The organism is Streptomyces sp. NPDC058470 (assembly GCF_042721055.1).
GTDB lineage: Bacteria > Actinomycetota > Actinomycetes > Streptomycetales > Streptomycetaceae > Streptomyces.
In genome coordinates this window covers 1-21695 of record NZ_JBHXMF010000047.1, presented here as the reverse complement: position 1 = coordinate 21695, position 21695 = coordinate 1, and the positions used below count along the sequence as shown (strand labels likewise).

The following is a 21695-nucleotide window of genomic DNA, read 5'->3' as shown; positions in this document are numbered from 1 at the left end:
TTTGACAGGAAGCCTGAATCGTGGCGGACAAGACTCGATACGACCTCGACATGATCAAGGACTGCTCGGAATCGCTCTACCGCATCCACCGCGAGTTCAAGGAGAACGGCAACCCGGCAGACGGCTATGGCGACGATCTCGGCAGCGACAAACTGCGCGACATCTTCGACGACTTCTCCGAAACGTGGAAGAAGAACCGCAAGAAGCTGATGAAGGACATCGAGAACCTGGCCAAGTACACGGACAACGCGGCCAAGGCGTACGAGGACATCGACCACGAACTCGCGGAAGCTCTCCGGGATGCCAAGAAGAGCGACAAGAAGGGGAAGTAGCCGTGACAGCGCGTCCAAGGGACTGGACACCGATGTACGACTCCGATCCGGTGCCCGGTGATCCGTACGAGGTGGCACGGCTCGGCAAGAAACTCCGTGGCATGGCCGAGGAGATCGACAAACAGGCCCGGAACATCAAGGCGTTGGCGTCGGTCGACGGGTGGGACAGCGACGCGGGTCGTGCCTTCCACGAGATCGCGGGTGACACGTCCGGGCGGCTGAAGAAGGCGTACGACCGCTACGACGAGGCTGCGTCGGCGCTCGGCACCAAGGTGAACGACGGGGAGTCGGACGAGTACGCCGGTGAGCTGCATCGGGCGCAGCGGATGGCGGACAAGGGCCTGGAGGAATACCGCGAGGCCGAGGTCGACTACAAGGCCGCGGCCAAGGTGCTGGAGCCGTTGACGGGGAAAGTCCTCACCGGTGACGACGCGGTGCAGCACAGTAAGCAGCAGAAGAAGCAGGATGATGCCGCCGACCTCATGGTCAAGGCGGAAGGCAAGATACTCAAGGCGACGAGTATCCGCGACGAGGCCGCGAGGAAGGCCGCCAGGAAAATCAAGAACGTGATCCACCATGACGGGGTCAAGGACCCCGGCGGGATCATGAACTGGATCGCGGACCATGCGGACTGGATATCGACCGCGGCCACGGTTCTGGCGGTGGCGGCCCTGGTTGCAGCGGTGGTGCTGTCGGGAGGCACGCTCGCCGTCTTCCTTGTCGTTGTGGCGGGCGCGCTCAGTGCCACCGCTCTGTCGGGCCGTCTGTACGATTACTTCGCGCGCGGCGGGAAGTTCGACTGGTTGAAGATCACCTTCGATGTCCTCGGTATTATCCCGGGACTTGGGGCCGTGAGGGGGCTCACCGCCGCGGCCAAGGGGTCGAGATTGCTGGTCGCGCAGGAGGCCGTCTGGGCGGGCTTCACCAACGGCTTCGCGGTGAAGAACATCAACAAGGGTGTCGGTCTTGCCTCGAAGTTCCTCACCAAACGCGGCATCACCAAGGTGAAGCTTCCTGAAGGAGGATTCGACCCAGTGGCCGTTACGCGTTACATCAAGGGCGCTGCGCTCGGCAACGCGTACGTGCAGAGCATTCGAAGGCTGGGCCACTACATCTCCCCGGACGACAAGCCGAACACGGTGAGCCCTCCGCCCGGTACGCCTACCCCCACGCCCAGCACGCCTCCCAGCCCGTCCTCCGGCGGGGCGAGGACCCCCTCGCCGACGCCGCAACCGAGCCCGTCACCGGCCTCGTTCCATGGCGCGTTGGCGCCCGTCGGGTAAGGAGACCATTCATGGGTGACTACCAAACGCTGGAGTTTGGAAGGTTCGTCGATGATCAGGGGACCGTGCACAACATGGTCTCCTCGTCGGTTATCGCGGCCGTCCCCGCCGCAAAGGCGGCAGCGGAGCGCTATGGACGCGAGGTGCGCTTCGACTTTCTTGATGACCAGGCCATGCACTGGATGCTGTTCCAGCGGCGCGAAGATACCGAGAAGGCCAGCGTCCTCGGCTGTCTCCTAGCACTGCCGATTTTCGTCTTCGGGTTCGGTGCGTGGCCGTTCTGGGATCTGGTCGCCTCGCAGAAGTCCCAGCAGTTCCAGATCGCGTTCATCGGCGTCGACGCGCTGATTGTCTGTGCCTCATTGGTGGGGACGTACCTGGTGCGTCGCCGCAGCCTGCTCGACCAGACCAACCGAAACGTGCGCTGCAGGGCTCGTCTCTACCGCAAGATCGTCGGCATCGCACGCCAAGGCGGCGCCGACATCCCCGGCCTTTACCCCTACTACGGAATGTATGCCACCTCCCGGAAGTACTTCCCCGAGGCTCCTGAGCGCCCCATACCCGAAAGAGACCAGACTCCGTGATGGCCGAGCTCAAGCTGTCAGCGTTCGTCCCCACCCACACCGCACCGCCTGTCCTCCGCTCCGACGACATCCAGGTCCGTTGGGTGATGCCAGAGATCTACCATGATCTCCCCATTCACCAGACCGATGACGACGAGGCGATACGGCTGCTGGAGGAGCTTGCGAACAAGGTCCTCCCGGGAGCGGGCGAGGACGACAAGACCAGGTTCGGGGCTGTCTGCGCGCTCGGGTTCGACGACCTGCTGGCCGCCGGCGCCGAGTACGCCGCCATCTGTGTGAGTGCAGTTGAGGAGACACCCTGTACCGCAACGCTGTTCGCATCTCTGGTGGACAGCCCAGAGGTCGACGGAGGCGTTTCGGGAGCGGTACGGGAGATCTCGTCGAGCCTCGGCCGCCTGGGCGCCGGTGAGGCTTCCAGGATCGAGCTTCCCTGCGGACCTGCCGTGTCGTACATCGGTGTCCGGGAGTCGCAGTTCACCGGCGAGCTGACCGAGTCCGGCGAAAGCTTCACGTTCCCGACCTCGTTCATACGCGTCTACGTGCCCCTCCCCAACGGCACCACCCTGGTCATGGAGATGGCCACCCCCACCGAGGCCGGCTGGGACACCTTCTCCACAATGTTCGGCAATACGGTCAGCAGCATCCGCCTCTTCAACGCCGACGGATCGCCGCTGATCACCTCCGGGACCCCGGTGTGACCGCGTACGAGACCCCGCCCTCGGACTACCGCCTCCTCGTCCCCCGCGACTGGTTTCGGGTCGATCTCACTCACGAGCGCTGGCGCCGCCAGTTGAAGACCTTCGTGGACAAGGAGTCCGCGGGAAGCGGGGTACCCGCGGAGTCGGCCCGAAGCGTCTGGACGACTTTGCGCAACACCGCCGAAAGCGGCTTGGCGCAGGGCGCGTTGGAGTTCTTCCTCAAGACGGAGTCACCAGGCGAGTCGGTCCTGCCCGCTTCGCTCCTCATCTCGCTGGCACCGACACCCCGCGGACTGGCCCCGATACCGGGTGAGTTCGCCCAGGCACTGGCCCAGCGCACTGGTCGGTGCGTCGAGGTGGACGTGATTGAGCTACCGGCCGGCCGGGCGGTTCGCGCCATCACCGAGACCACCGTTGAGTTCCACGTACACATGCCCGGCGGCGTGGGCTACCTGAACTTGGCTTTCTCGGTACCGCTGAGCGGTACCGAGGGGCCGATGCGGGAGCTGTGTGACGCCATCGCGCACTCGCTGCGATGGATTACCGTTGCCGTCGCCCCGTCAACCGGGTGACCGGACGGGGCGGTTGGTGCGCTTGAGGATCGTCCCCCGGGCCTCGTCGCAACGAGCTCTCGGCTCTCGTACTCACTGTCCAGGGCGAGTTGGTGCGAGCGGAGCAGCCTACGGGCGATCGCGGGGAACGCAGAAGGCAGGCGGGGCTGACCGAGTGGCTGGTGTGATGTGCGCGGGCGGGTCAGCCCGGTGTCGCGTCGGTGGTGACCTCGGCCCAGACGGTCACGCCGGCGCCGGTGCGCCGCTGGCCCCAGCGGTTGGCGAGCGTGTCGGCGATCAGCAGGCCCCGTCCGCGTTCCTGTCCGGGCCCTGCCGTCTCCGGCACGGTGATCCGTCCCCGCCCCTCATCGGTCACGCTGACCGTGGCGGTCTGAGTGGCGAGGGACAGGGTTACGGTGACTGACCTGCTGTGGCTGTGTTCCAGTGCGTTTGCGGCGAGTTCACCGGTGATCGTCTCAAGGGTGTCCACGGTGTCCGGGGGCAGTCCCCATGACCGGGCCGTGTCCCGGACGTAGTGGCGGGCGGCTCCGGCCGAGGCGAGGTCCCCGCCGGGGAGCCTGAGCAAGCCCAGGGCGTGCGGGGCGGCGGGGCTGTCCGTTGCCGCATGGCGGACGATCTCGATGAGCTGCGGTATGTCCGAGTCCCCGGCGGGATCGTTGAGGCCTCTCGTAAGGTTTGTCGCCGCCGGGTCGTCTGTGTCGTGCATCCCACGTCCCACGGCGTTGACCGCGGCCTCCGGAAGCCGGTTAGCCAGGCGGGCGCCGCGGCTTTCGGCAATGAGGAGCGCGTCATGAAGGGCGAGGGTCAACTGGGCTGCCAGCAGACCTAGTTGATCAGGCTGGGTGATTGCGTCTGGTACTTCGATCAACTGTCGAGCGCGGTCGAGCAACCTGCCCGCCAATCCGAGCTGTACGGCCTCGACGCGGTCCGCGTGCCGTGACAGCACTCCGGCCCCCGAGCCGTCGCCGAGTAGATAGCACCTCTTGCCGTCGGCGCCGGTCCAGGGCAGGCGTACGTGTCGGCAGTTGTCATCGTCCACTACGCCGCCTCCAACCAACCGTGGATGTCGCGGTTGTCGAGGTCGATCCCGTAGGTGGCCCACCAGAGTGTGTCGCGGCGCAGCCGCTGGAGCCGGGCCTTCTCGTCGCGCTCGTACGCGTGGAGGTAGGGGCGGACGAGTTGGGTGGCCGCGCCGTCGATGGGGTCGTACCAGGCGCGTACGGTCGCCGCGATGGATGTGTGGTGAGGTTCGGGCGGGGATGTCTGCGATGGGACCCGCGGTAATGGGTATCCCGCACGGTGACGGCCGATTGGCGCGATGAACACCCTTGTCCAGTTGGCGAGTTGTCTGATCAGTCGTCGCATGGCCGCTCCTCCTGAAGGCGCCGACACGTGCCGTAGATCACTGCGATTGGTGATCGCTTCAACGCGTGGCGCGGTCATTGAGTACGATGCCATTGAATTTCAATTGTTGATAGTCGGTTGGCTCGACTCTCCCTCAACAAGGTGAACTTCACGGGTGGAGCCGACGCTGCCGGTGCTGCGTACGCTCTGCGTGCGTACTGGCTCCCTGCGGAAGAGACGAGTGCCAATGGCGGCCGAGTTGGAGACGAGACGGTGACCGTACGAGGATCAGCGGGACCCGCTGGGCGCATGCAGATTGCCCGTGGACTCAGGGCCCTTCGTGCTCGGGCCGACCTCACGCAGGCCGAGGTGGCCAAACGGGCTGGAGTTTCCGTCGGGACCGTGAACCGGTACGAGATGTGGCAGGACCGTGCCAAGCTCCGAGTTCCTACAGTGAGGGCGCTTGCCGACATCTGCGGTGCTACAACCCAGGAGCGGGACACTTTGATCCAGCTTGTCCGGGACCAGGAGAACGGCTGGTGGATGGATCATCCTGCCGTGCCGGAAGTCATGGACCCGTTGCTGTCGTTCGAGGATGTTGCCGCGTATGAGCACGTTTTCGCGAACGCACTGGTTCCTGGGTTGCTCCAAACTCCGCGCTATGCACTCGCGATGCACGAAGCGCTGGATGTCCGCACAGAGGCGGACGTGATCGCGAGTAAGGTGGACGCACGGGTCAAGCGCCAGGCGATCCTGGACCGCTCCCCTTCGTTGCACCTGTGGGTGGTCCTCGATGAGGCTGTACTCCAGCGGTCAGTCGGCGGCGTGGATGTGATGGCGGAACAGATCGGCCATCTGCACGCCATTGCGCAGAGCCCCAATGTGGACATTCAGGTTCTCCAGTTCACCGCGGGCGCTCACTCGGCCGGCTCCGGCGGCCACTTCCTGATCCTCGGTCGTGACGACGAGGGTGACCCGCTCGGCAGCATGAACGTGGTCTATCTCGAACTCCACAAGCGTGGGCTCTATCTCGATGCCCCCGCCGAAGTGCAGAGCTACAAGCTCATGTTTGACTACCTGCGATCGCAGGCGGCCGACACGTCGGTCAGCCTCGCTCTGCTGGCCGCAGCACGACAGGAGCTCACCGGATGAACGAGGCGCAGACCGCCGCGCAGCCCCCGATAGCGGGCTGGTTCAAGAGCAGCTACAGCGCAGTTGACAACGAATGCGTCGAGATCGCCAACGCCCAGCGGTGGGTAGGAGTCCGCGACTCCAAGGCCCCCGGTCGAGGGGCGCTCACCGTAGGGGCTGATGCCTTCGCTGCATTTGTCGGCGGAGTGAAGGTCATGGACGGGATCGAAGACATCCGCTGAGTCCGCGCGTGTACAGCCGGGAATGACTGCGGTCTTCGTATCCGTCTCATCTCCAACCCCCTTGAGAGGTAGGAGAGTTGATTCTGCGGGATCGCGCGAGGCTGCAACGGGAGGAGGGAGCGCCAATGGGGCGTCGCCGGTCCGACCTGCTGCCCGCACTCCGTAGGGAGCCGGACCGACGCCCCGACGGCCTGGTTGACATCACCACCACGTAAAGCGGTTGTCCGCCGTGACCACCGCAGGTAAGAAGGCCCTATGACTGGACTCGGCGCGGTGTTCCGGCCTCAACTGCCCCCCGAACGTCTGCGTGCCATGGCGCGCACGGCGGACGAGGCGGGCCTTGAGGAACTCTGGTTCTGGGAGGACTGCTTTCTGGAGGGCGGGATCTCGGCCGCGACGGCCGCACTCGCCTGGACCGACCAGGTGCGGGTCGGCGTCGGTCTGCTCCCCGTCCCGCTGCGCAACGTCGCCGTCACCGCGATGGAGACCGCCACGCTGCACCGGCTGTTCCCGGGTCGCGCGATCCTGGGCGTCGGCCATGGCGTTCAGGACTGGATGGGACAGGTCGGGGCGCGGGCCGAGTCGCCCGTGACCCTGCTGCGTGAGTACCTCGACGCCTTGCGCGCGCTGCTGCGCGGGGAGCGGGTCAGCACGGACGGGCGGTACGTGAAGCTCGACGGTGTCGCCCTCGACTGGCCGCCGACCGAGGTTCCGGAGGTTCTCACCGGTGCCACCGGGCCCCGTACGCTCCGGCTCTCCGGTGCGGCGGCGGACGGCACCATCCTCACCGCCACGACCACACCCGAGGGCGTACGACAGGCACGCCTGCTCATCGACGAGGGGCGGGCACAAGCCCAGCGGACCGATCACCACCGGGTGGTCGTCTACCTCCACGCGGCCACCGGGCCCGACGCCGAGGCCCGCCTGCGCGCCGAGATCGAGGCCAATGGCGAGGCTTCGCTGCCCGAGCACGGAGTCGCCGGTGACGCGGGTGCGGTCGCCAAGGCCGTCCAGCGCCTCGCGGACGCCGGAGCCGACACCGTGATCCTCCAGCCGACCGCCGACGAACCCGATCCCGAGGGCTTCGTACGGTTCGTGGCCGGCGACGTACGGCCGCTGGTCCCCTGAGAGGTCCTGAGGGCACCCCGGTTGTCAGTGCCCGGTGCCACACTCCCTGAGCATGAGCGACGACGTGGGGATCAGGGACGTACAGGTCGCCGATCTGGAGCTGTTCTACGAGCAGCAGCTGGACCCGGAGGCGGTGCGGCGGTCGAGGTTCCCCTCCCGGGAACGGGAGGTCTTCATGACCCACTGGACCACGAAGGTTCTCGGCGACAGCGCCAACTTCGTCCAGACGATCACTGTCGCCGGCGAACCGGCCGGCAACATCGTCGCCTGGTGGGAGGACGAACAGGACCACCAGACCCAGGCGCCACAGGACCCACGCCGCGCCCCACGGCGCTTCATCGGCTACTGGTTCGGTCGCCCCTACTGGGGCCGCGGCATCGGCACCCAGGCCCTCGCCCTCTTCCTGGCACTCGAAAAGACCCGCCCCCTGTATGCCGATCCCTTCGTCGGCAACACCGCCTCGGTACGCCTCCTGGAGAAGCACGGTTTCCAGCACACCGGGACGGTCCACCACGGCGAGGACGAGCACGCCATGCTCGTACTCCACGAGGGAATCTTCGGGGGGCGACACTAGGCAGGGCTCAGCAGGTGTCCACACCCGTCGCCGCCGCCCGGGCCGCCGGTCTCGACCACGGGGACCTCCGCTCGGAGCGCGCCTCCGTATCGAGTTCCACGACATCGGAGCCGTCGTCCACTTCCTGCGCAAGGTGATCTGGATGGTCCCCGGCTTCACAGTCGACCAGTACCGCCGCCCCCAACTCCACGCCCTGCACGAGCAGATCGAGGCCGAGGGCCCGTTCGTAGCCCACAGCACCCGCTTCCTGATCGAGGCCCGGAAGCCGGCGTAGCGCGCTCGGAAGTCGGGTCGGCGTGCCCTCGCGCAGCGGCCCGGAAGCGCGGACAGCGCGCTCACGCGTGCGCCCCCGCCGTCACTCTCCCGATCACCAACTCGGCCTTCGCCTCCAGCACGTCCCCCACCCGCGCCACCTGCGCCGCCAACTCCCGTTCCCGCGCCGCCGTCAGCCGCCCCAGCGGCTCCACAGCGACCGTCGTACGCCGTCCCTGGCGCCGCTGGTGCCAGACCCCGGCGACCACGCCGTCGACCAGGAGCACCGGGTAGTTCCCGGCCTGACCGCCCGCGAGGGCACGCTCGTACGCTGCCCCGGGGAACAGCGTCTCGCGCGGCTGGGCGGCGATGCCGTACGCGTCGAAGTACGGGAGCAGCCGCACCCCGCGCACGGGCGCCGTGGGGAACTCCGTGTCGCCCGCCGCCACCCAGGCCGGTCCTCCCGCGAAGCCGACCTCCTCGATCTCACCGGCGGAGGCGCGCGAGGCGAACAGCTCACCCACCCAACCCCGTGGCGCCGCGGCCCACTTGGCGAAGTGGACCGGCGTCGCCGGTCCGTAGGCGCGCAGATAGCGTCGTACGAGGGTGGAGAGCGCCGCGTCCGCCGCGAGCGGTTCGAAGCGCGGAGGCCGGGTGTACGTCACCTTGCGGCCCCGGTTCGGTCCGAAGGACAACGCACCCCGCTGCCCCGCCCGGTGCATCACCTGACGCCAGCGCGGCCACATGGTCTGGAACGCGGGCATCACCAGGTCCCCGGCCCACGGCCCGGTGCGCGCCACGACCGCGTCGCCCAGCTCGTCGATGGTCAGATACGCCCCGTCCAGCGCGTCCCCGATCGCCGCGATCACCTCCTCCGCCCGTGCCTCACCGAGTCCTGCGTCTCGTGCGAACGGGCTCCGGCCGGTCGGCATCGCCGCCAACGCGGCCGTCCAGAAGGGGAGTTCGGCGGCGGGCAGCAAATGCACGGTGCCCCGCGGACCGTACGTCTTCACCAGCGACCGGTGCTCCCACAGCGCCGCGCGTACGTCCGCCCGCGTCACCCCGTCCGTGCGGACGCCCACCGACACCTCGGCCGCCGACAGCACTTGCGCGTGCGCGCCGAGCATCGCGCCGACGATCTCGGCGACGGGGGTGCCGGTCTCCGCCGGCGCGGCGAGGAACTGCCGTTCCAGCCGCCGTGCGCTTGCTTCGGCCCAAGTGATTTTCACTGTCATGGGCCGACGGTAGAGCCGAAAGAGGTCAGATTCTGTCCTCTGAGAGGGCACGGGCCGACCGTCCGGCCGATTGACCGAAAACATGCCGATGCGGGCCGGTCTGCGTGAGATGTCCGTCCGTATGGCGGACGCGCGGCGGGAGATGGGCGGCCTGCGCTGCCTGGCCCGACCCGTGTTCGGGGTGTGGCGGACAACGCACAGATTTTCCACATCGTTATCGAGACCGGCTCGCCTCGGCTGTTTGCCTCACGTAAGTTCAGACCAAGGTAATTCGCGTGAGCAAAGCTGCGCGTGTGGCACCGCGCAGTGGAGGGGGCTGCGCGGTGCCGGGTCCACTCCCTGAGATGGCCCGACGCGACCTGACGTGATGTCACCGGCCTGTGGCAGCGCCACTGTCCTCGGTTTATGGACCACCGGCAGGCCTCGGTTCATGTCACGGTGCCTGGATCGCGAGGCGCACCCCGCGCCGTACGCCCCACCGCTCCATCGCCCCGGCCTCCGCCTCCAGGACATGCCTGGCGCGCGGCCGCGGCAGCCCCACCCGTCCCGGACGCATCGTCCGTACCGCCAGAACCCGGAACTCCCGGTCCAGATGCGCGACGTCGATCGCGAACCGCATCCCCAAGGTGTGCACCGAGTTCGCCGGACTCAGCAGCAGCGCCCCCTCGATCCCGTCCCGGCCGAGTAGTCCGCGCCCACGGGTTCGCGCCGACTCGGCGCGCTCCAGCGGTACCGGCTCGGACGTCTCAGGGGTGGTGAACGTGGCCATGGCTGCGAAGTTAGCGGTGGCGTCAAGCGGACGTTCCTGAGGCGGTCACTCTCTCGGGGTACGTCCGGGTGAGTCGCCGGGGAAGGGCACACTGGTGGGTAAATCCACTGGATCTTTCCGAATCCTCCGCGATAGCCGGAGAATCCCTTTGATTCCGCTGCTATTCGGCCATGATCACGCCCTGAATCCGGGCTTCCGCACCCACCGTGGCGTCGTCGGGCAACTCCGGAGAGTAGTTGTGGCACGCCGATGCACGCAGCATCACTTACGAAGGGTTATGGTGGAAACCCCCCCTCGGGCCGGTCCGTCTCCCCCCCACGGACCGGCCCGTTTTTTGTCCCCGCACCCGGCCCGCCCGACGGGCGCCCCCGTGCGCCCCCCGGTTCCGCGAACCGAAGCCCCGGTGACTCAGCGCCGACCGGCCCAGATGTTCGTCCCCGGCGTCGACACCGCGAACGCGTCGATCTCCTTCAGCTCCTCGGCCGTCAGCCCCGGCGCGGACAGCGCCGCCAGGTTCTCCTCCAGCTGCCGCACGCTGGACGCACCGATGAGGGCGGAGGTCATCCGCGCGTCCCGCAGCACCCAGGTGAGCGCGAGCTGGGCGAGGGACTGACCGCGGCGGGCCGCGATGTCGTTCAGTCCGTTCAGCCGGCGTACGACATCCGCGTCGCCCGCCAGGCCCGGGTCGAGCGACTTGCCCTGGGTGGCGCGCGAGCCCTCCGGGATGCCCTTGAGGTACTTGCCCGTCAGCAGGCCCTGCGCGAGCGGCGCGAAGGAGATACAGCCCATGCCGGCCGACTCCAGCGTGTCGAGCAGGCCGTCGTCCTCGATCCAGCGGTTGATCATCGAGTACGAGGGCTGGTGGATGAGCGGACGCACCCCCAGCCCGGTCAGGATGCGGACCGCCTCGGCCGTCTGCTCGGCGGTGTACGAGGACACCCCCACATACAGCGCCTTGCCCTGCTGGACCGCGGACGCGAGCGCGCCCATCGTCTCCTCCAGTGGAGTGTCCGGATCGAAGCGGTGCGAGTAGAAGATGTCCACGTACTCGACACCCATCCGCTTCAGCGAGGCGTCCAGCGACGACAGCAGGTACTTGCGGGAACCCCACTCGCCGTACGGGCCGGGGTGCATGAGGTAGCCGGCCTTGGTCGACAGGACCAGCTCGTCCCGGTACGGCGCGAAGTCCTGCTTCAGCAGCTTGCCGAAGTTGAGCTCGGCCGAGCCGGGCGGCGGCCCGTAGTTGTTCGCCAGGTCGAAGTGCGTGACGCCCAGATCGAAGGCGCGGCGCAGGATCGCCCGCTGGGATTCCAGGCCCCGGTCGTCACCGAAGTTGTGCCACAGGCCGAGCGAGACGGCGGGCAGCTTCAGTCCGCTGCGCCCCGTACGCCGGTACTCCATCGAGTCGTACCGCTCCGCCGCGGCGCCGTATACAGAAATGTCGTTCATGAATACGAAGCTACGGCAGCCCACCGACAACTCACCGGAGGGCCTCGCACCCCGTCGCAGGAGAGCCCCGTACCCCAAGGGAACACTGCGTTCCCACAGGGGTAGGCTGTCGGCCCTGGGGGATCGTCATCTGCATGGAGGGGCTGACAACACGTGAACCTGCGCGACAACCTGCGCCGACTGCTGGTCAGGTTCTATGCACGCAGGGTGGAAGGTCATCTCGATCACGATCAGGTGCCCAAGCACATCGGCGTCATCATGGACGGCAACCGGCGCTGGGCGAAGGCGGCGGGTTCCACGGCCGCCCACGGGCACCGGGCCGGAGCCGAGAAGATCGAGGAGTTCCTCGGCTGGTGCTCCGAGACCGACGTCGAGGTCGTCACCCTGTGGCTCCTGTCGACGGACAACTTCGACCGTCCCGCGGACGAGCTGGTCCCGCTCCTCGGGATCATCGAGAACGTCGTCCGCACCCTCGCCGCCGACGGCCGCTGGCGCGTCCATCACGTAGGCACGCCCGACCTGCTGCCCGGGCAGATGCAGAACGCCCTCAAGGAGGCCGAGGAGTCCACCGCGCACGTCCAGGGGATAGTGGTCAACGTCGCCATCGGCTACGGCGGCCGCCAGGAGATCGCCGACGCCGTGCGCTCGATGCTCCTCGACGCCGCCGACAAGGGCTCCTCGATCGAGGACGTCGCCGAGTCCGTCGACATCGACCTCATCGGCAAGCACCTCTACACCAGCGGCCAGCCCTTCCCCGACCTGGTGATCCGTACGAGTGGCGAGCAGCGGCTGTCCGGATTCATGCTCTGGCAGACGGCCCACTCCGAGTACTACTTCTGTGAAGTCTTCTGGCCGGCCTTCCGCAAAGTCGACTTCCTGCGCGCCCTGCGTGACTACGCGGCGCGACACCGCCGCTACGGCGGCTGACCCGCGGGTCCATTCAGGACGCCGTACGGGACACGCGTCATCTGGAGTTAACGAACGCGCCGTCATCCGGCTTGGCATGGCATCGCGCGTTCGAGGGCATAAGCCTTCCAGGTCGATGCCCGAACCACGGGCATCGGATCTCAGCGGGCGGCACGGGGCCGTCCGCCCGGGAGGCCCTTTGCACCAGCCCGACCGTGCGGTCAGTACGGACGAAGCGGAGGGCCGGTTTTCGGCCCGCGCATCGGCGCCGCAGACCGGTCCAGATCTCCTTCGTCGCTCCCCGACCTCATCCGAGGGGGTACGTCCTTCCGTGGTGACCAGCACAAAGCGCCGTATGCCAGACCGGCGCACATATGTAATCGACACCAGCGTCCTGCTGGCCGACCCGAACGCCCTGAACCGCTTCGACGAGCACGAGGTAGTGCTGCCGATCGTCGTGGTCACGGAGTTGGAGGCCAAGAGGCACCATCCCGAACTCGGCTACTTCGCCAGGCAGGCCCTGCGCCTGCTCGACGAGTTCCGGGTGCGGTTCGGCCGCCTCGACGCCCCTCTCCCGATCGGGGATCTCGGAGGGACCCTGCGCGTCGAGCTCAACCACTCGGATCCCAGCGTGCTGCCCAGCGGCTACCGCCTGGGGGACAACGACTCCCGCATCCTCGCGGTGGCCCGCAATCTGCAGGCCGAGGGGTACGACGTCACGGTCGTGTCGAAGGACCTGCCGCTCAGGATCAAGGCATCCTCCGTCGGACTCCTCGCCGAGGAGTACCGCGCGGAGCTCGCCATCACGGGCAACTCCGGCTGGACCGGAATGTCCGAACTGACCCTCGCGGGCGAGCAGGTGGACATCCTCTTCGACGAAGGCCACGCCTACGTCCCCGAGGCGGCCGACCTGCCGGTGCACACGGGCCTGACGATCCAGTCGGAGCGCGGCAAGGCACTGGGGCGCGTCACGGCCGAGGGCAATGTCCGGCTCGTCCGCGGTGATCGCGAGGCCTTCGGCATCAAGGGCCGCAGCGCCGAGCAGCGCATCGCGCTCGATCTGCTCCTGGACCCGGACATCGGGATCGTGTCGATGGGCGGCCGGGCCGGTACCGGCAAGTCCGCACTCGCGCTCTGCGCGGGTCTGGAGGCCGTCCTGGAGCGGCGCCAGCACCAGAAGGTGATGGTCTTCCGGCCGCTGTACGCGGTGGGCGGGCAGGAGCTCGGCTATCTGCCCGGCTCCGAGTCGGAGAAGATGAGCCCGTGGGCGCAGGCGGTCTTCGACACCCTGTCGGCCGTCACCTCGCGGGAGGTCATCGAAGAGGTCACCGCACGCGGCATGCTGGAGGTCCTGCCGCTCACCCACATCCGCGGCCGCTCCCTCCACGACGCGTTCGTGATCGTCGACGAGGCGCAGTCACTGGAGCGGAATGTGCTGCTGACCGTGCTGTCCCGGATCGGCGCCAATTCACGGGTCGTTCTGACCCATGACGTGGCACAAAGGGACAATCTGCGAGTCGGCCGGTACGACGGTGTGGTCGCCGTGGTCGAGAAGTTGAAGGGCCATCCGCTCTTCGCGCACGTGACCCTGAACCGGTCCGAGAGGTCCCAGATCGCGGCACTGGTGACCGAAATGCTGGAGGAAGGGCAGATCTGAACCGTCTGACCCACCTGGCCCCGTTCCGGCAATGGGTGGCGGATGCACAGTAGTTGGCGCCGTCCGGCGAAGGCGAAAACCTTAGCCGGGCGGCGTCCTGCTGCGCGCTCGTTTCCGCAAAACTCCTGGGGCAAACAAGGTGTGAGCTTTCACACGCAACTCGGAATTGCCCTGTGGCGTCGAGGTACGGCAGAGTCTCACTCCTGTCAGGCCCCGCATACGACACACCTGTACCCCCAGCGGTACGGCACCACAGGAACCTCAGAACTCCATAGAGCCGTCGTATGCCGCCCGCGCACCACGTGGCAATCCCCGCAAGGGAGTTGCCCACCGGGCCCGCGCCTCCCGTGACCCCGCAGTTGGGAGGCCAGCGCCGAGGGGCACGATTGCGTCCGCGAGGGTCACCTAAGCGGTCGATGCTGGAAGGAAACCGTGTGAGCCGGATTTCGGTCCGGGGATTCGCAGTGGCCTCGGCCACCGCGGTCACCGCTGTCGGAAGCGTCGTCGGAGTTGCCTCGGGCAGCACCGCTGTGCCCTCGAACGACGCCGAGGCGACGGCAAGCGACGCGACTCTCCTCGCGGACATACCTGTCGGCCAGCAGGCCCAGGTGCAGACCGCATCCCTGACGCAGCAGGCCACCGCTCAAGCCATCCAGGCCGACGCGAGCGCCAAGAAGGACGCCGAGGAGGCTGCCCGTAAGAAGGCCGCCGACGACGCCGTCGCGAAGCAGAAGGCCGCGGAGAAGGCCGAGCAGGACGCCAAGGAGCGCAAGGAAGCCGAGGAAGCGGCCAGCCGCGACGCGACGCGTGACGCCAGCAGCTTCGCCGTCCAGTCCTCGTACACCACCGCGCAGATCCAGGCGATGGCCCAGTCCATGGTGCCGAGCGGCCAGTACCAGTGTTTCAGCAACATCGTGGACCACGAGTCGAGCTGGAACTACACGGCCGTCAACGCCTCCTCCGGTGCCTACGGTCTCTTCCAGGCCCTGCCCGGCTCCAAGATGTCGTCCGTCGGTTCCGACTGGCAGACCAACCCCGCCACGCAGATCAAGTGGGGCCTCAACTACATGAACGACCGCTACGGCAGTCCCTGTGAGGCCTGGTCGTTCTGGCAGGCCAACAACTGGTACTGAGCCCGCGCTCAGCACGCCGGCCGCTCAACCTTTCGGAGCCCCTCCCCGTCCTACGGTGAGGGGCTTCGGCCATGTACGGTCGGACCCGACGACTCCAGGGGGGAGTGGTGGGGAGCAACGGGGGCGGCGGAAGAGGACGGATCATGTCGCGCGTACCAGGATGGATCGGCCGGGCCGGGGCCGGACTGACCGAACTGGGCAGACGGTTGGACGAGCGGCGGGCGGAGGTGGAGCGGGAGTCGCAGTCCGGACCGGACGAACAGCCGGCACGGGATGCAGGGTCACGCGGCACCTCCCCGGCGGACACCCCGTCTTCCGAAGCGGCCGGGGCCTCGCGCGATCCCGGGGCCCCAGGTGATGTCCCGCCCCTGTCGAGTGCTCGGTCCTCGTCGGACGCCGGCCCGGACGCGCGGGGTTCCCACGACGACGCGGCAGCGGCTTCAGGTACCTCGGGCGCATCGGGTGCATCGGGCGTCTCCGATCTCTCCGGCGCCCCTGTCGAGCCCGCCTCTGCCCCCGCTCCCGCCCCTCCCGCTTACGTGACCGCCGTGGCCGCCCGCCCCGACCCCGCCGTGGCCGTGCCGTGGGGCGTACGGGTCGCTGCCGAGGCCGGCTGGCGGCTGCTCGTACTCGCGGGCACCGTCTGGGTGTTGATGCGGGTCATCGGCGCCGTACAGCTGGTGGTGTTCGCCTTCGTGGCCGCGCTGCTCATCACCGCGATACTGCAACCCGCCGTCGCCCGTCTGAAGGACTACGGGGTGCCGCGAGGGCTGGCCACCGCGCTCACCGCGATCCTCGGCTTCGTCGTCATCGGGCTGATCGGCTGGTTCGTGGTCTGGCAGGTCCAGGAGAACATCGACACCCTCTCCGACCAGATCCAGGACGGTGTCGACGAGTTGCGGAACTGGCTCCTCAACAGCCCCTTCCATGTGACGGACAAGCAGATCAACGAGATCGCCAAGAACCTGCGGGACGCGATCGGCACGAACACGGATCAGATCACGTCGGCCGGCCTCGAAGGCGTCACCGTCATCGTCGAGGCCCTGACCGGCATCCTGCTGACGATGTTCTCGACGCTCTTCCTTCTCTACGACGGCAAGCAGATCTGGGAGTGGACGCTCAAACTGGTGCCGGCGGCGGCCCGTCCGGGCGTCGCGGGCGCGGGCCCGCGGGCCTGGCGCACGCTGACCGCCTACGTCCGGGGCACGGTCGTGGTGGCGTTGATCGACGCGATCTTCATTGGCCTCGGCATCTACTTCCTCGACGTCCCGATGGCCGTACCGCTCGCCGTCTTCATCTTCCTGGGCGCGTTCATCCCGCTCGTGGGGGCGGTGATCTCGGGGGCGCTGGCGGTGGTCGTCGCGCTGGTGACACAGGGGCCCTTCACGGCCGTCATGGTGCTGGCCGTGGTGCTCGCCGTGCAGCAGATCGAGGGGCACATCCTGCAGCCGTTCATTCTCGGGCGGGCGGTACGGGTCCATCCGCTGGCGGTCGTCCTGTCGGTCGCCGCGGGTGGGATGGTCGCCGGGATCGGCGGGGCGGTGGTGGCCGTGCCGCTGGTGGCCGTCACCAACACGGTGGTGGGCTATCTCCGGTCCTATGCCTCCGACGAGCCCGGCGGAGCCACGGCGGTGGAAGTGGCGCCGGTGCGGCGGCCGGTGCCGTAGCGCGTGGGCGCGGGTCTGGGTTTTTCGCCCCCTCCGCCTCTGCCCGTCCCTTGTTCCTGGGGGCACGCCCCCAGACCCCCGCGTCGCGCTGGGCGCGCTCGTCCTCAATCGCCGGACGGGCTGAAGATCCCTGGCCCTGGCCGGAGTTGAAGGGCACTGCCCCCGGTGACAGAACCGTGACAATGGGGCCTGACCTGCGCTTCCGCCCTCCCCACTGCCCCTCTATACGCAGTGGGTATACACGCCATGTATACGCCGTGTGTAGAGTCCTCCCCATGTCCATCGGTCACACCCTCCTGGGACTCCTTGAGTCCGGGCCCCGTCATGGTTACGACCTGAAGCGGGCCTTTGACGAGAAGTTCGGTCACGACCGGCCGCTGCACTACGGCCAGGTCTACTCGACGATGTCGCGCCTCCTGAAGAACGGTCTCGTGGAGGTCGACGGGATAGAGGCGGGCGACGGTCCCGAGCGCAAGCGGTACGCGATCACCGAGGCCGGGATCACCGACGTACAGCAGTGGCTTGCGACTCCGGAGAAGCCCGAGCCGTATCTGCAGTCGACCCTCTACACGAAGATCGTCCTCGCGCTGCTCACCCACCGCGATGCGAGCGGGATCCTCGACACGCAGCGCTCGGAACACCTGCGCATGATGCGCATCCTCACCGACCGCAAGCGCAGGGGTGATCTCGCGGACCAGCTGATCTGCGACCACGCCCTCTTCCATCTGGAGGCCGACCTGCGCTGGCTGGAGCTGACCGCCGCGCGCCTCGACAGACTCGCCGAGGCGGTGACGACTCGATGACCCCGACCACTCCGACCACCCCTACGACTTCGATGAGCGCGATGAGCCAGCCGACTGCACCTCCCGGTTCCCTGCTGACCGCGGCGGACCTTCGTAAGACGTACGGAACGACGACCGCGCTGGACGGCGCCGAGTTCTCCATCCACCCCGGCGAGGTCGTCGCGGTGATGGGTCCCTCCGGCTCCGGCAAGTCCACGCTGCTGCACTGCCTCGCCGGAATCGTGACGCCCGACTCGGGATCGATCATGTACAACGGCCGCGAGATGGCGACGATGAACGACACGCAGCGCAGTGCTCTGCGGCGCACCGAGTTCGGGTTCGTCTTCCAGTTCGGACAGCTCGTACCCGAGCTGACCTGCGTCGAGAACGTCGCGCTGCCCCTGCGGCTCAACGGCACCGGCCGCAAGGAGGCCGAGCGCGCCGCCCTGGCGCGGATGGAGCAGCTGGAGGTCGACGACCTCAGGGGCAAGCGGCCCGGCGAGGTCTCCGGCGGCCAGGGGCAGCGCGTGGCGGTGGCCCGTTCGCTGGTCACCGACCCCCGTGTGCTGTTCGCCGACGAGCCGACCGGCGCGCTCGACTCGCTCAACGGCGAGCGCGTGATGGAACTGCTCACGGAGGCCGCCCGGTCCACCAACGCGGCCATCGTGCTCGTCACGCACGAGGCACGGGTGGCGGCGTACTCCGACCGCGAGATCGTCGTACGCGACGGAAAGTCCCGGGACATGGAGCGGGCCGTATGAAGGCACGATGGGCCCGTCAGTGGGCCAGAGACCTGGCCATGGGGACCAGGTTCGCTTTCACCGGCGGACGCGAGGGGTGGGGCCGGGTCCTGCTGACGGCCGTCGGCGTCGGACTTGGCGTGGCGCTGCTGCTGCTCACCGCCGCGATACCGAGCGCGCTGACCGCCCGGCACGACCGCGAGAACGCGCGTACGGACATCACGTTCAGCGACGTACGGAAGCCGAAGGCCGATAACACGCTGATTGTCGCGAACGTCAGCACCACCTTTCGCGAAAAGAACGTCCGAGGGCGGGAGTTGGAGCCCGAGGGGCCCGGGGCACCGCTCCCGCCCGGGGTGGAGAAGTTCCCGGCGCCCGGCGAGATGGTGGTCTCCGCGGCGCTCGACGAACTGCTGAAGTCGGACAGCGGGAAGCTGCTGCGGGAGCGGTTGCCGATGCGCACCGTCGGCACCATCGCCGAACCCGGTCTCATCGGTTCGGCCGAACTCGCCTTCTACATGGGCGGAGAGGGGCTGGCACCGCGGATCGACGGCAGCGGCCGGGTGACCCGCATCGACCGATTCGGGAATCCGCAGCCGTCGTCCGACGCGATGGATCCCGTACTGATCCTGATGGTCCTCGTCATGTTCGTGGTGCTGCTGACGCCGGTCGGTGTCTTCATCGCCGCGGCCGTACGGTTCGGCGGTGAGCGGCGCGACCGCAGGCTTGCCGCGCTGCGCCTGGTCGGCTCCGACAGCCGGATGACCCGGCGGATCGCCGCCGGTGAGGCGCTCGCGGGCGCTGTGGTCGGGCTCGGCTTCGGCATGGTCTTCTTCCTGATCGGCCGTGAGATCGCGGGCTCCGTCGAGGTCCTGGACGTCAGCGTGTTCCCCAGCTATCTGAACCCCTCGCCCGCCCTGGCCGCGCTGGTCGCTCTCGTGGTCCCGGCGGCGGCGGTGCTGGTCACCCTGCTCGCGCTGCGCGGTGTGGTCATCGAGCCGCTCGGTGTGGTGCGCTCGGCACGGTCGGCGCGGCGCCGGCTGTGGTGGCGGCTGCTGCTGCCGCTGGGCGGGCTCGCGATGCTCTACCCGATGATCGGGCAGGGCCGGGAGAACGGGGACTTCAACCAGTACCTCGTGATCGGCGGCGTCATCCTGCTGCTCGTCGGCGTCACCGCGCTGCTGCCATGGATCGTCGAGGCCGTCGTCGCGCGGCTCGGCTCCGGTGGCGTCGCCTGGCAACTTGCCGTCCGCAGGCTCCAGTTGAGCAGCGGTGCGGCGGCTCGCATGGTCAACGGCATCGCGGTGGCGGTGGCCGGGGCGATCGCCCTGCAGATGCTGTTCGCCGGCGTCGAGAGCGACTACACCGAGGCTTCCAAGAACGATCTGACGCGGGCACAGATTCAGGTGTCCGTGCCGAACGGGGTCCCGCTCGACCCGGCCGCCGAGAAGTTCGAGCGGACCAAAGGCGTCACGAGGGTCTCGGCGTCCTCCGAGGGCTACCTCGGCGACCTCAGGAAGGACCCCGAGTTCTCCAACGGGATCACGGTCGCCGACTGCGCTTCCCTGCGCGAGGTGGCGACTCTGCCCTCGTGCCATGACGGCGACGTCTTCGCCGTCAAGGGCGCCGACTACGACACCGACACGGAAGAGCTGGCCAAGCCGGGCAAGACGCTCTACATCGACCCGTCGTTCACGGACCTCCCGCGGTCCCAGGAGGTCGCCTGGACCGTGCCGCAGGACCTGAAGCAGGCCAAGGCGGTCGAGGACCAGACCGGTTCGTACCGCGGCGGGTTCCTGTTCACGCCGAGCGCCCTGCCGGCGAAGGCCGCGCCGGTCGTCTACGGGCAGATCTATCTCAGCGTCGACGAGTCCGTGCCGGACGTGAACGAGTACGTGCGGAACACGGCGACGAGCATCAGCCGGTTCTCCAACCCCTTCCTGTGGTCGTCCAGCGATCAGTCCGAGCAGTACACCTCCATCCGCACCGGCCTGTTCGTCGGCGCCACCTGCGTCCTCTTCCTCATCGGCGCGAGCCTGCTGGTCTCCCAGCTGGAGCAACTGCGCGAACGCAAGAAGCTGTTGTCGGCCCTGGTCGCCTTCGGCACCCGGCGCCGCACACTGAGCCTGTCGGTCCTCTGGCAGACCGCGATCCCGATCGCCCTCGGCCTGGCCCTGGCCTCGGCGGTGGGCCTGACCCTGGGAACGGTCCTGCTGAAGATGTCGACCACTCCGGTACGGGTGGACTGGGCGAGTGTCCTGTCGATGATCGGCATCGGCGCGGGAGTCGTGGTCCTGGTGACGCTGCTCAGCCTGCCACCGCTGCTGCGGCTGATGCGGGCGGACGGGTTGCGGACGGAGTAGGGCACGGAGCGGGCCCGTAGGCGTCCGAGCGGGTCCGCACGGGCCCGCTCGGACGCGTACGGGCCATGGCCGCAGCGCCCCGGGCAGCAGTCTGTGGCAGCATCGGCATCGTCCAGCCCATGGGAAGCGCCCCCGAAGACGGGCGTTCCTTCGCTGCAACGGAGCTTCATGCGGTCATGTCACTCGATGAACTGAAGTCCGCCGTACCGGACTACGCGAAGGACCTGCGCCTCAACCTCGACCTGGTCATCGACAACTCCGCCCTCACCCAGCAGCAGCTGTGGGGGACGGTGCTGGCGTGCGCCATCGCTTCCCGTTCCCCTCGCGTACTGCGGGAGTTGGCGCCCGAGGCCAGGGCCAACCTGTCCGCGGAGGCGTACACCGCCGCCAAGTCGGCTGCCGCCGTCATGGCGCTGAGCAACGTCTTCCACCGCACGCGCCATCTGCTCTCCGACCCGGAGTACGGGAAGCTGCGCGCCGGTCTGCGGATGAACGTGATCGGCAACCCGGGTGTCGAGAAGGTCGACTTCGAGCTGTGGTCGGTCGCCGTCTCCGCCATCAACGGCTGCGGTGCGTGCCTCGACTCCCACGAGCAGGCGCTCCGCAGGGCCGGGGCGGACCGCGAGACGATCCAGGAGGCGTTCAAGATCGCGTCGGTCCTCCAGGCCGTGGGTACGACGCTGGACGCCGAGGCGGTTCTCGCGGAGTAGTCGCACGTTGTGCGGGGGCGGACATGTTCAGCGCGGGGTGGGCCCCCTGCCCCCCGGGGCGCCGGCCCCACCCCGCCCGACCGCGCCCCGAGTTTGGGTACCACGCCAAGGAAAACGGCTGTTACCCCGCCAAAAAAAAGTAAA

General features: G+C 68.2%; 22 protein-coding genes and 2 pseudogenes. 19 read left to right on the top strand and 5 right to left on the bottom strand.

Annotated elements, in window-relative coordinates; genetic code table 11:
- Positions 1–20: 20 nt before the first annotated feature.
- The 5 genes from ACFWP7_RS29995 to ACFWP7_RS29975 are packed head-to-tail and all read left to right on the top strand — an operon-like array spanning position 21 to position 3469.
- A complete protein-coding gene (locus ACFWP7_RS29995) occupies positions 21–332 on the top strand; it encodes a hypothetical protein (RefSeq protein ID WP_384387513.1) in 312 nt (103 codons plus the stop codon).
- A 2-nt stretch (positions 333–334) separates the two neighbouring features.
- Positions 335–1615 (top strand): putative T7SS-secreted protein, encoded by a 1281-nt coding sequence (locus tag ACFWP7_RS29990; protein ID WP_384387510.1) that lies wholly within the window; start codon positions 335–337, stop codon positions 1613–1615.
- 11 nt (positions 1616–1626) lie between these two features.
- Complete coding sequence (locus ACFWP7_RS29985) at positions 1627–2199, top strand: hypothetical protein (RefSeq protein WP_384387507.1); 573 nt, start codon at positions 1627–1629, stop codon at positions 2197–2199.
- Positions 2199–2897 carry a hypothetical protein gene (locus ACFWP7_RS29980; RefSeq protein ID WP_384387504.1) on the top strand — a complete coding sequence of 233 codons (699 nt, stop codon included), beginning with the start codon at positions 2199–2201 and terminating at the stop codon, positions 2895–2897. The genes ACFWP7_RS29985 and ACFWP7_RS29980 overlap by 1 nt, the downstream gene beginning before the upstream one ends.
- A complete protein-coding gene (locus tag ACFWP7_RS29975) occupies positions 2894–3469 on the top strand; it encodes a hypothetical protein (protein ID WP_384387501.1) in 576 nt (191 codons plus the stop codon). Before ACFWP7_RS29980 ends, ACFWP7_RS29975 begins: the two co-directional genes overlap by 4 nt.
- Before the next feature lie 181 nt (positions 3470–3650).
- Here the strand turns inward: ACFWP7_RS29975 and ACFWP7_RS29970 are convergent, their stop codons facing one another.
- Together ACFWP7_RS29970 and ACFWP7_RS29965 are read right to left on the bottom strand one after the other, a co-directional pair.
- Positions 3651–4508, bottom strand: a complete 858-nt coding sequence (locus ACFWP7_RS29970; protein WP_384387498.1) for an ATP-binding protein — start codon at positions 4506–4508, stop codon at positions 3651–3653.
- Positions 4508–4834 (bottom strand): hypothetical protein, encoded by a 327-nt coding sequence (locus ACFWP7_RS29965; protein ID WP_384387495.1) that lies wholly within the window; start codon positions 4832–4834, stop codon positions 4508–4510. The genes ACFWP7_RS29970 and ACFWP7_RS29965 overlap by 1 nt, the downstream gene beginning before the upstream one ends.
- Positions 4835–5122: 288 nt before the next feature.
- Here ACFWP7_RS29965 and ACFWP7_RS29960 point away from each other — a divergent pair.
- From ACFWP7_RS29960 to ACFWP7_RS29935, 6 genes and pseudogenes are all read left to right on the top strand, one after another.
- Positions 5123–5308: pseudogene (locus ACFWP7_RS29960) on the top strand (helix-turn-helix transcriptional regulator); the annotation flags it as partial.
- Between the two features lie 9 nt (positions 5309–5317).
- On the top strand, positions 5318–5965 hold the full coding sequence (locus ACFWP7_RS29955) for a DUF5753 domain-containing protein (protein WP_384387643.1): 648 nt from the start codon (positions 5318–5320) through the stop codon (positions 5963–5965).
- Positions 5962–6186, top strand: a complete 225-nt coding sequence (locus tag ACFWP7_RS29950) for a DUF397 domain-containing protein (protein WP_384387492.1) — start codon at positions 5962–5964, stop codon at positions 6184–6186. Before ACFWP7_RS29955 ends, ACFWP7_RS29950 begins: the two co-directional genes overlap by 4 nt.
- 255 nt (positions 6187–6441) lie before the next feature.
- Positions 6442–7314, top strand: a complete 873-nt coding sequence (locus ACFWP7_RS29945; protein WP_384387489.1) for an LLM class flavin-dependent oxidoreductase — start codon at positions 6442–6444, stop codon at positions 7312–7314.
- A 52-nt stretch (positions 7315–7366) separates the two neighbouring features.
- Positions 7367–7888 carry a GNAT family N-acetyltransferase gene (locus tag ACFWP7_RS29940; RefSeq protein WP_384387487.1) on the top strand — a complete coding sequence of 174 codons (522 nt, stop codon included), beginning with the start codon at positions 7367–7369 and terminating at the stop codon, positions 7886–7888.
- Between the two features lie 29 nt (positions 7889–7917).
- Positions 7918–8162 (top strand): annotated as a pseudogene (locus ACFWP7_RS29935) (SAM-dependent methyltransferase); the annotation flags it as partial.
- A 61-nt stretch (positions 8163–8223) separates the two neighbouring features.
- Here ACFWP7_RS29935 and ACFWP7_RS29930 read toward each other — a convergent pair.
- From ACFWP7_RS29930 to mgrA, 3 genes are all read right to left on the bottom strand, one after another.
- Positions 8224–9375: a winged helix DNA-binding domain-containing protein gene (locus ACFWP7_RS29930; protein ID WP_384387483.1), complete on the bottom strand. Its 1152-nt coding sequence runs from the start codon at positions 9373–9375 to the stop codon at positions 8224–8226.
- A gap of 433 nt (positions 9376–9808) precedes the next feature.
- A complete protein-coding gene (locus tag ACFWP7_RS29925) occupies positions 9809–10144 on the bottom strand; it encodes a DUF192 domain-containing protein (protein ID WP_384387480.1) in 336 nt (111 codons plus the stop codon).
- Positions 10145–10552: 408 nt separating this feature from the next.
- Positions 10553–11593, bottom strand: coding sequence for an L-glyceraldehyde 3-phosphate reductase (gene mgrA / locus ACFWP7_RS29920; protein ID WP_384387477.1), 1041 nt, complete (start codon positions 11591–11593; stop codon positions 10553–10555).
- A gap of 153 nt (positions 11594–11746) precedes the next feature.
- Between mgrA and ACFWP7_RS29915 the strand changes: the two genes are divergently transcribed.
- The 8 genes from ACFWP7_RS29915 (at position 11747) to ACFWP7_RS29880 (ending at position 21551) form a co-directional block, all read left to right on the top strand.
- Entirely contained in the window at positions 11747–12520 is a 774-nt protein-coding gene (locus ACFWP7_RS29915; protein ID WP_384387474.1) for an isoprenyl transferase, read from the top strand.
- A gap of 310 nt (positions 12521–12830) precedes the next feature.
- Complete coding sequence (locus ACFWP7_RS29910; protein ID WP_384387471.1) at positions 12831–14156, top strand: PhoH family protein; 1326 nt, start codon at positions 12831–12833, stop codon at positions 14154–14156.
- Positions 14157–14590: 434 nt separating this feature from the next.
- On the top strand, positions 14591–15289 hold the full coding sequence (locus ACFWP7_RS29905; RefSeq protein ID WP_384387468.1) for a transglycosylase SLT domain-containing protein: 699 nt from the start codon (positions 14591–14593) through the stop codon (positions 15287–15289).
- 143 nt (positions 15290–15432) lie between these two features.
- The gene (locus ACFWP7_RS29900; RefSeq protein ID WP_384387464.1) at positions 15433–16956 is read left to right on the top strand and encodes an AI-2E family transporter; all 1524 of its coding nucleotides are present in this window, start codon (positions 15433–15435) and stop codon (positions 16954–16956) included.
- A 275-nt stretch (positions 16957–17231) separates the two neighbouring features.
- Positions 17232–17759 carry a PadR family transcriptional regulator gene (locus ACFWP7_RS29895; protein ID WP_384387461.1) on the top strand — a complete coding sequence of 176 codons (528 nt, stop codon included), beginning with the start codon at positions 17232–17234 and terminating at the stop codon, positions 17757–17759.
- 41 nt (positions 17760–17800) lie between these two features.
- Positions 17801–18499: an ABC transporter ATP-binding protein gene (locus ACFWP7_RS29890; protein WP_384387458.1), complete on the top strand. Its 699-nt coding sequence runs from the start codon at positions 17801–17803 to the stop codon at positions 18497–18499.
- Complete coding sequence (locus ACFWP7_RS29885; RefSeq protein WP_384387455.1) at positions 18496–20841, top strand: ABC transporter permease; 2346 nt, start codon at positions 18496–18498, stop codon at positions 20839–20841. The genes ACFWP7_RS29890 and ACFWP7_RS29885 overlap by 4 nt, the downstream gene beginning before the upstream one ends.
- 176 nt (positions 20842–21017) lie before the next feature.
- Positions 21018–21551 carry an alkyl hydroperoxide reductase gene (locus tag ACFWP7_RS29880; RefSeq protein WP_384387453.1) on the top strand — a complete coding sequence of 178 codons (534 nt, stop codon included), beginning with the start codon at positions 21018–21020 and terminating at the stop codon, positions 21549–21551.
- Positions 21552–21695 lie beyond the last annotated feature (144 nt).

Coding starts and splice junctions, on each gene's coding strand:
- ACFWP7_RS29985 (WP_384387507.1), top strand. CDS start 1,627: ATGGGTGACTACCAAACGCTGGAGTTTGGAAGGTTCGTCGATGATCAG.
- ACFWP7_RS29880 (WP_384387453.1), top strand. CDS start 21,018: ATGTCACTCGATGAACTGAAGTCCGCCGTACCGGACTACGCGAAGGAC.
- ACFWP7_RS29980 (WP_384387504.1), top strand. CDS start 2,199: ATGGCCGAGCTCAAGCTGTCAGCGTTCGTCCCCACCCACACCGCACCG.
- ACFWP7_RS29925 (WP_384387480.1), bottom strand. CDS start 10,144: ATGGCCACGTTCACCACCCCTGAGACGTCCGAGCCGGTACCGCTGGAG.
- ACFWP7_RS29950 (WP_384387492.1), top strand. CDS start 5,962: ATGAACGAGGCGCAGACCGCCGCGCAGCCCCCGATAGCGGGCTGGTTC.
- ACFWP7_RS29940 (WP_384387487.1), top strand. CDS start 7,367: ATGAGCGACGACGTGGGGATCAGGGACGTACAGGTCGCCGATCTGGAG.
- ACFWP7_RS29930 (WP_384387483.1), bottom strand. CDS start 9,375: ATGACAGTGAAAATCACTTGGGCCGAAGCAAGCGCACGGCGGCTGGAA.
- ACFWP7_RS29885 (WP_384387455.1), top strand. CDS start 18,496: ATGAAGGCACGATGGGCCCGTCAGTGGGCCAGAGACCTGGCCATGGGG.
- ACFWP7_RS29965 (WP_384387495.1), bottom strand. CDS start 4,834: ATGCGACGACTGATCAGACAACTCGCCAACTGGACAAGGGTGTTCATC.
- ACFWP7_RS29895 (WP_384387461.1), top strand. CDS start 17,232: ATGTCCATCGGTCACACCCTCCTGGGACTCCTTGAGTCCGGGCCCCGT.
- ACFWP7_RS29890 (WP_384387458.1), top strand. CDS start 17,801: ATGAGCCAGCCGACTGCACCTCCCGGTTCCCTGCTGACCGCGGCGGAC.
- mgrA (WP_384387477.1), bottom strand. CDS start 11,593: ATGAACGACATTTCTGTATACGGCGCCGCGGCGGAGCGGTACGACTCG.
- ACFWP7_RS29900 (WP_384387464.1), top strand. CDS start 15,433: ATGTCGCGCGTACCAGGATGGATCGGCCGGGCCGGGGCCGGACTGACC.
- ACFWP7_RS29945 (WP_384387489.1), top strand. CDS start 6,442: ATGACTGGACTCGGCGCGGTGTTCCGGCCTCAACTGCCCCCCGAACGT.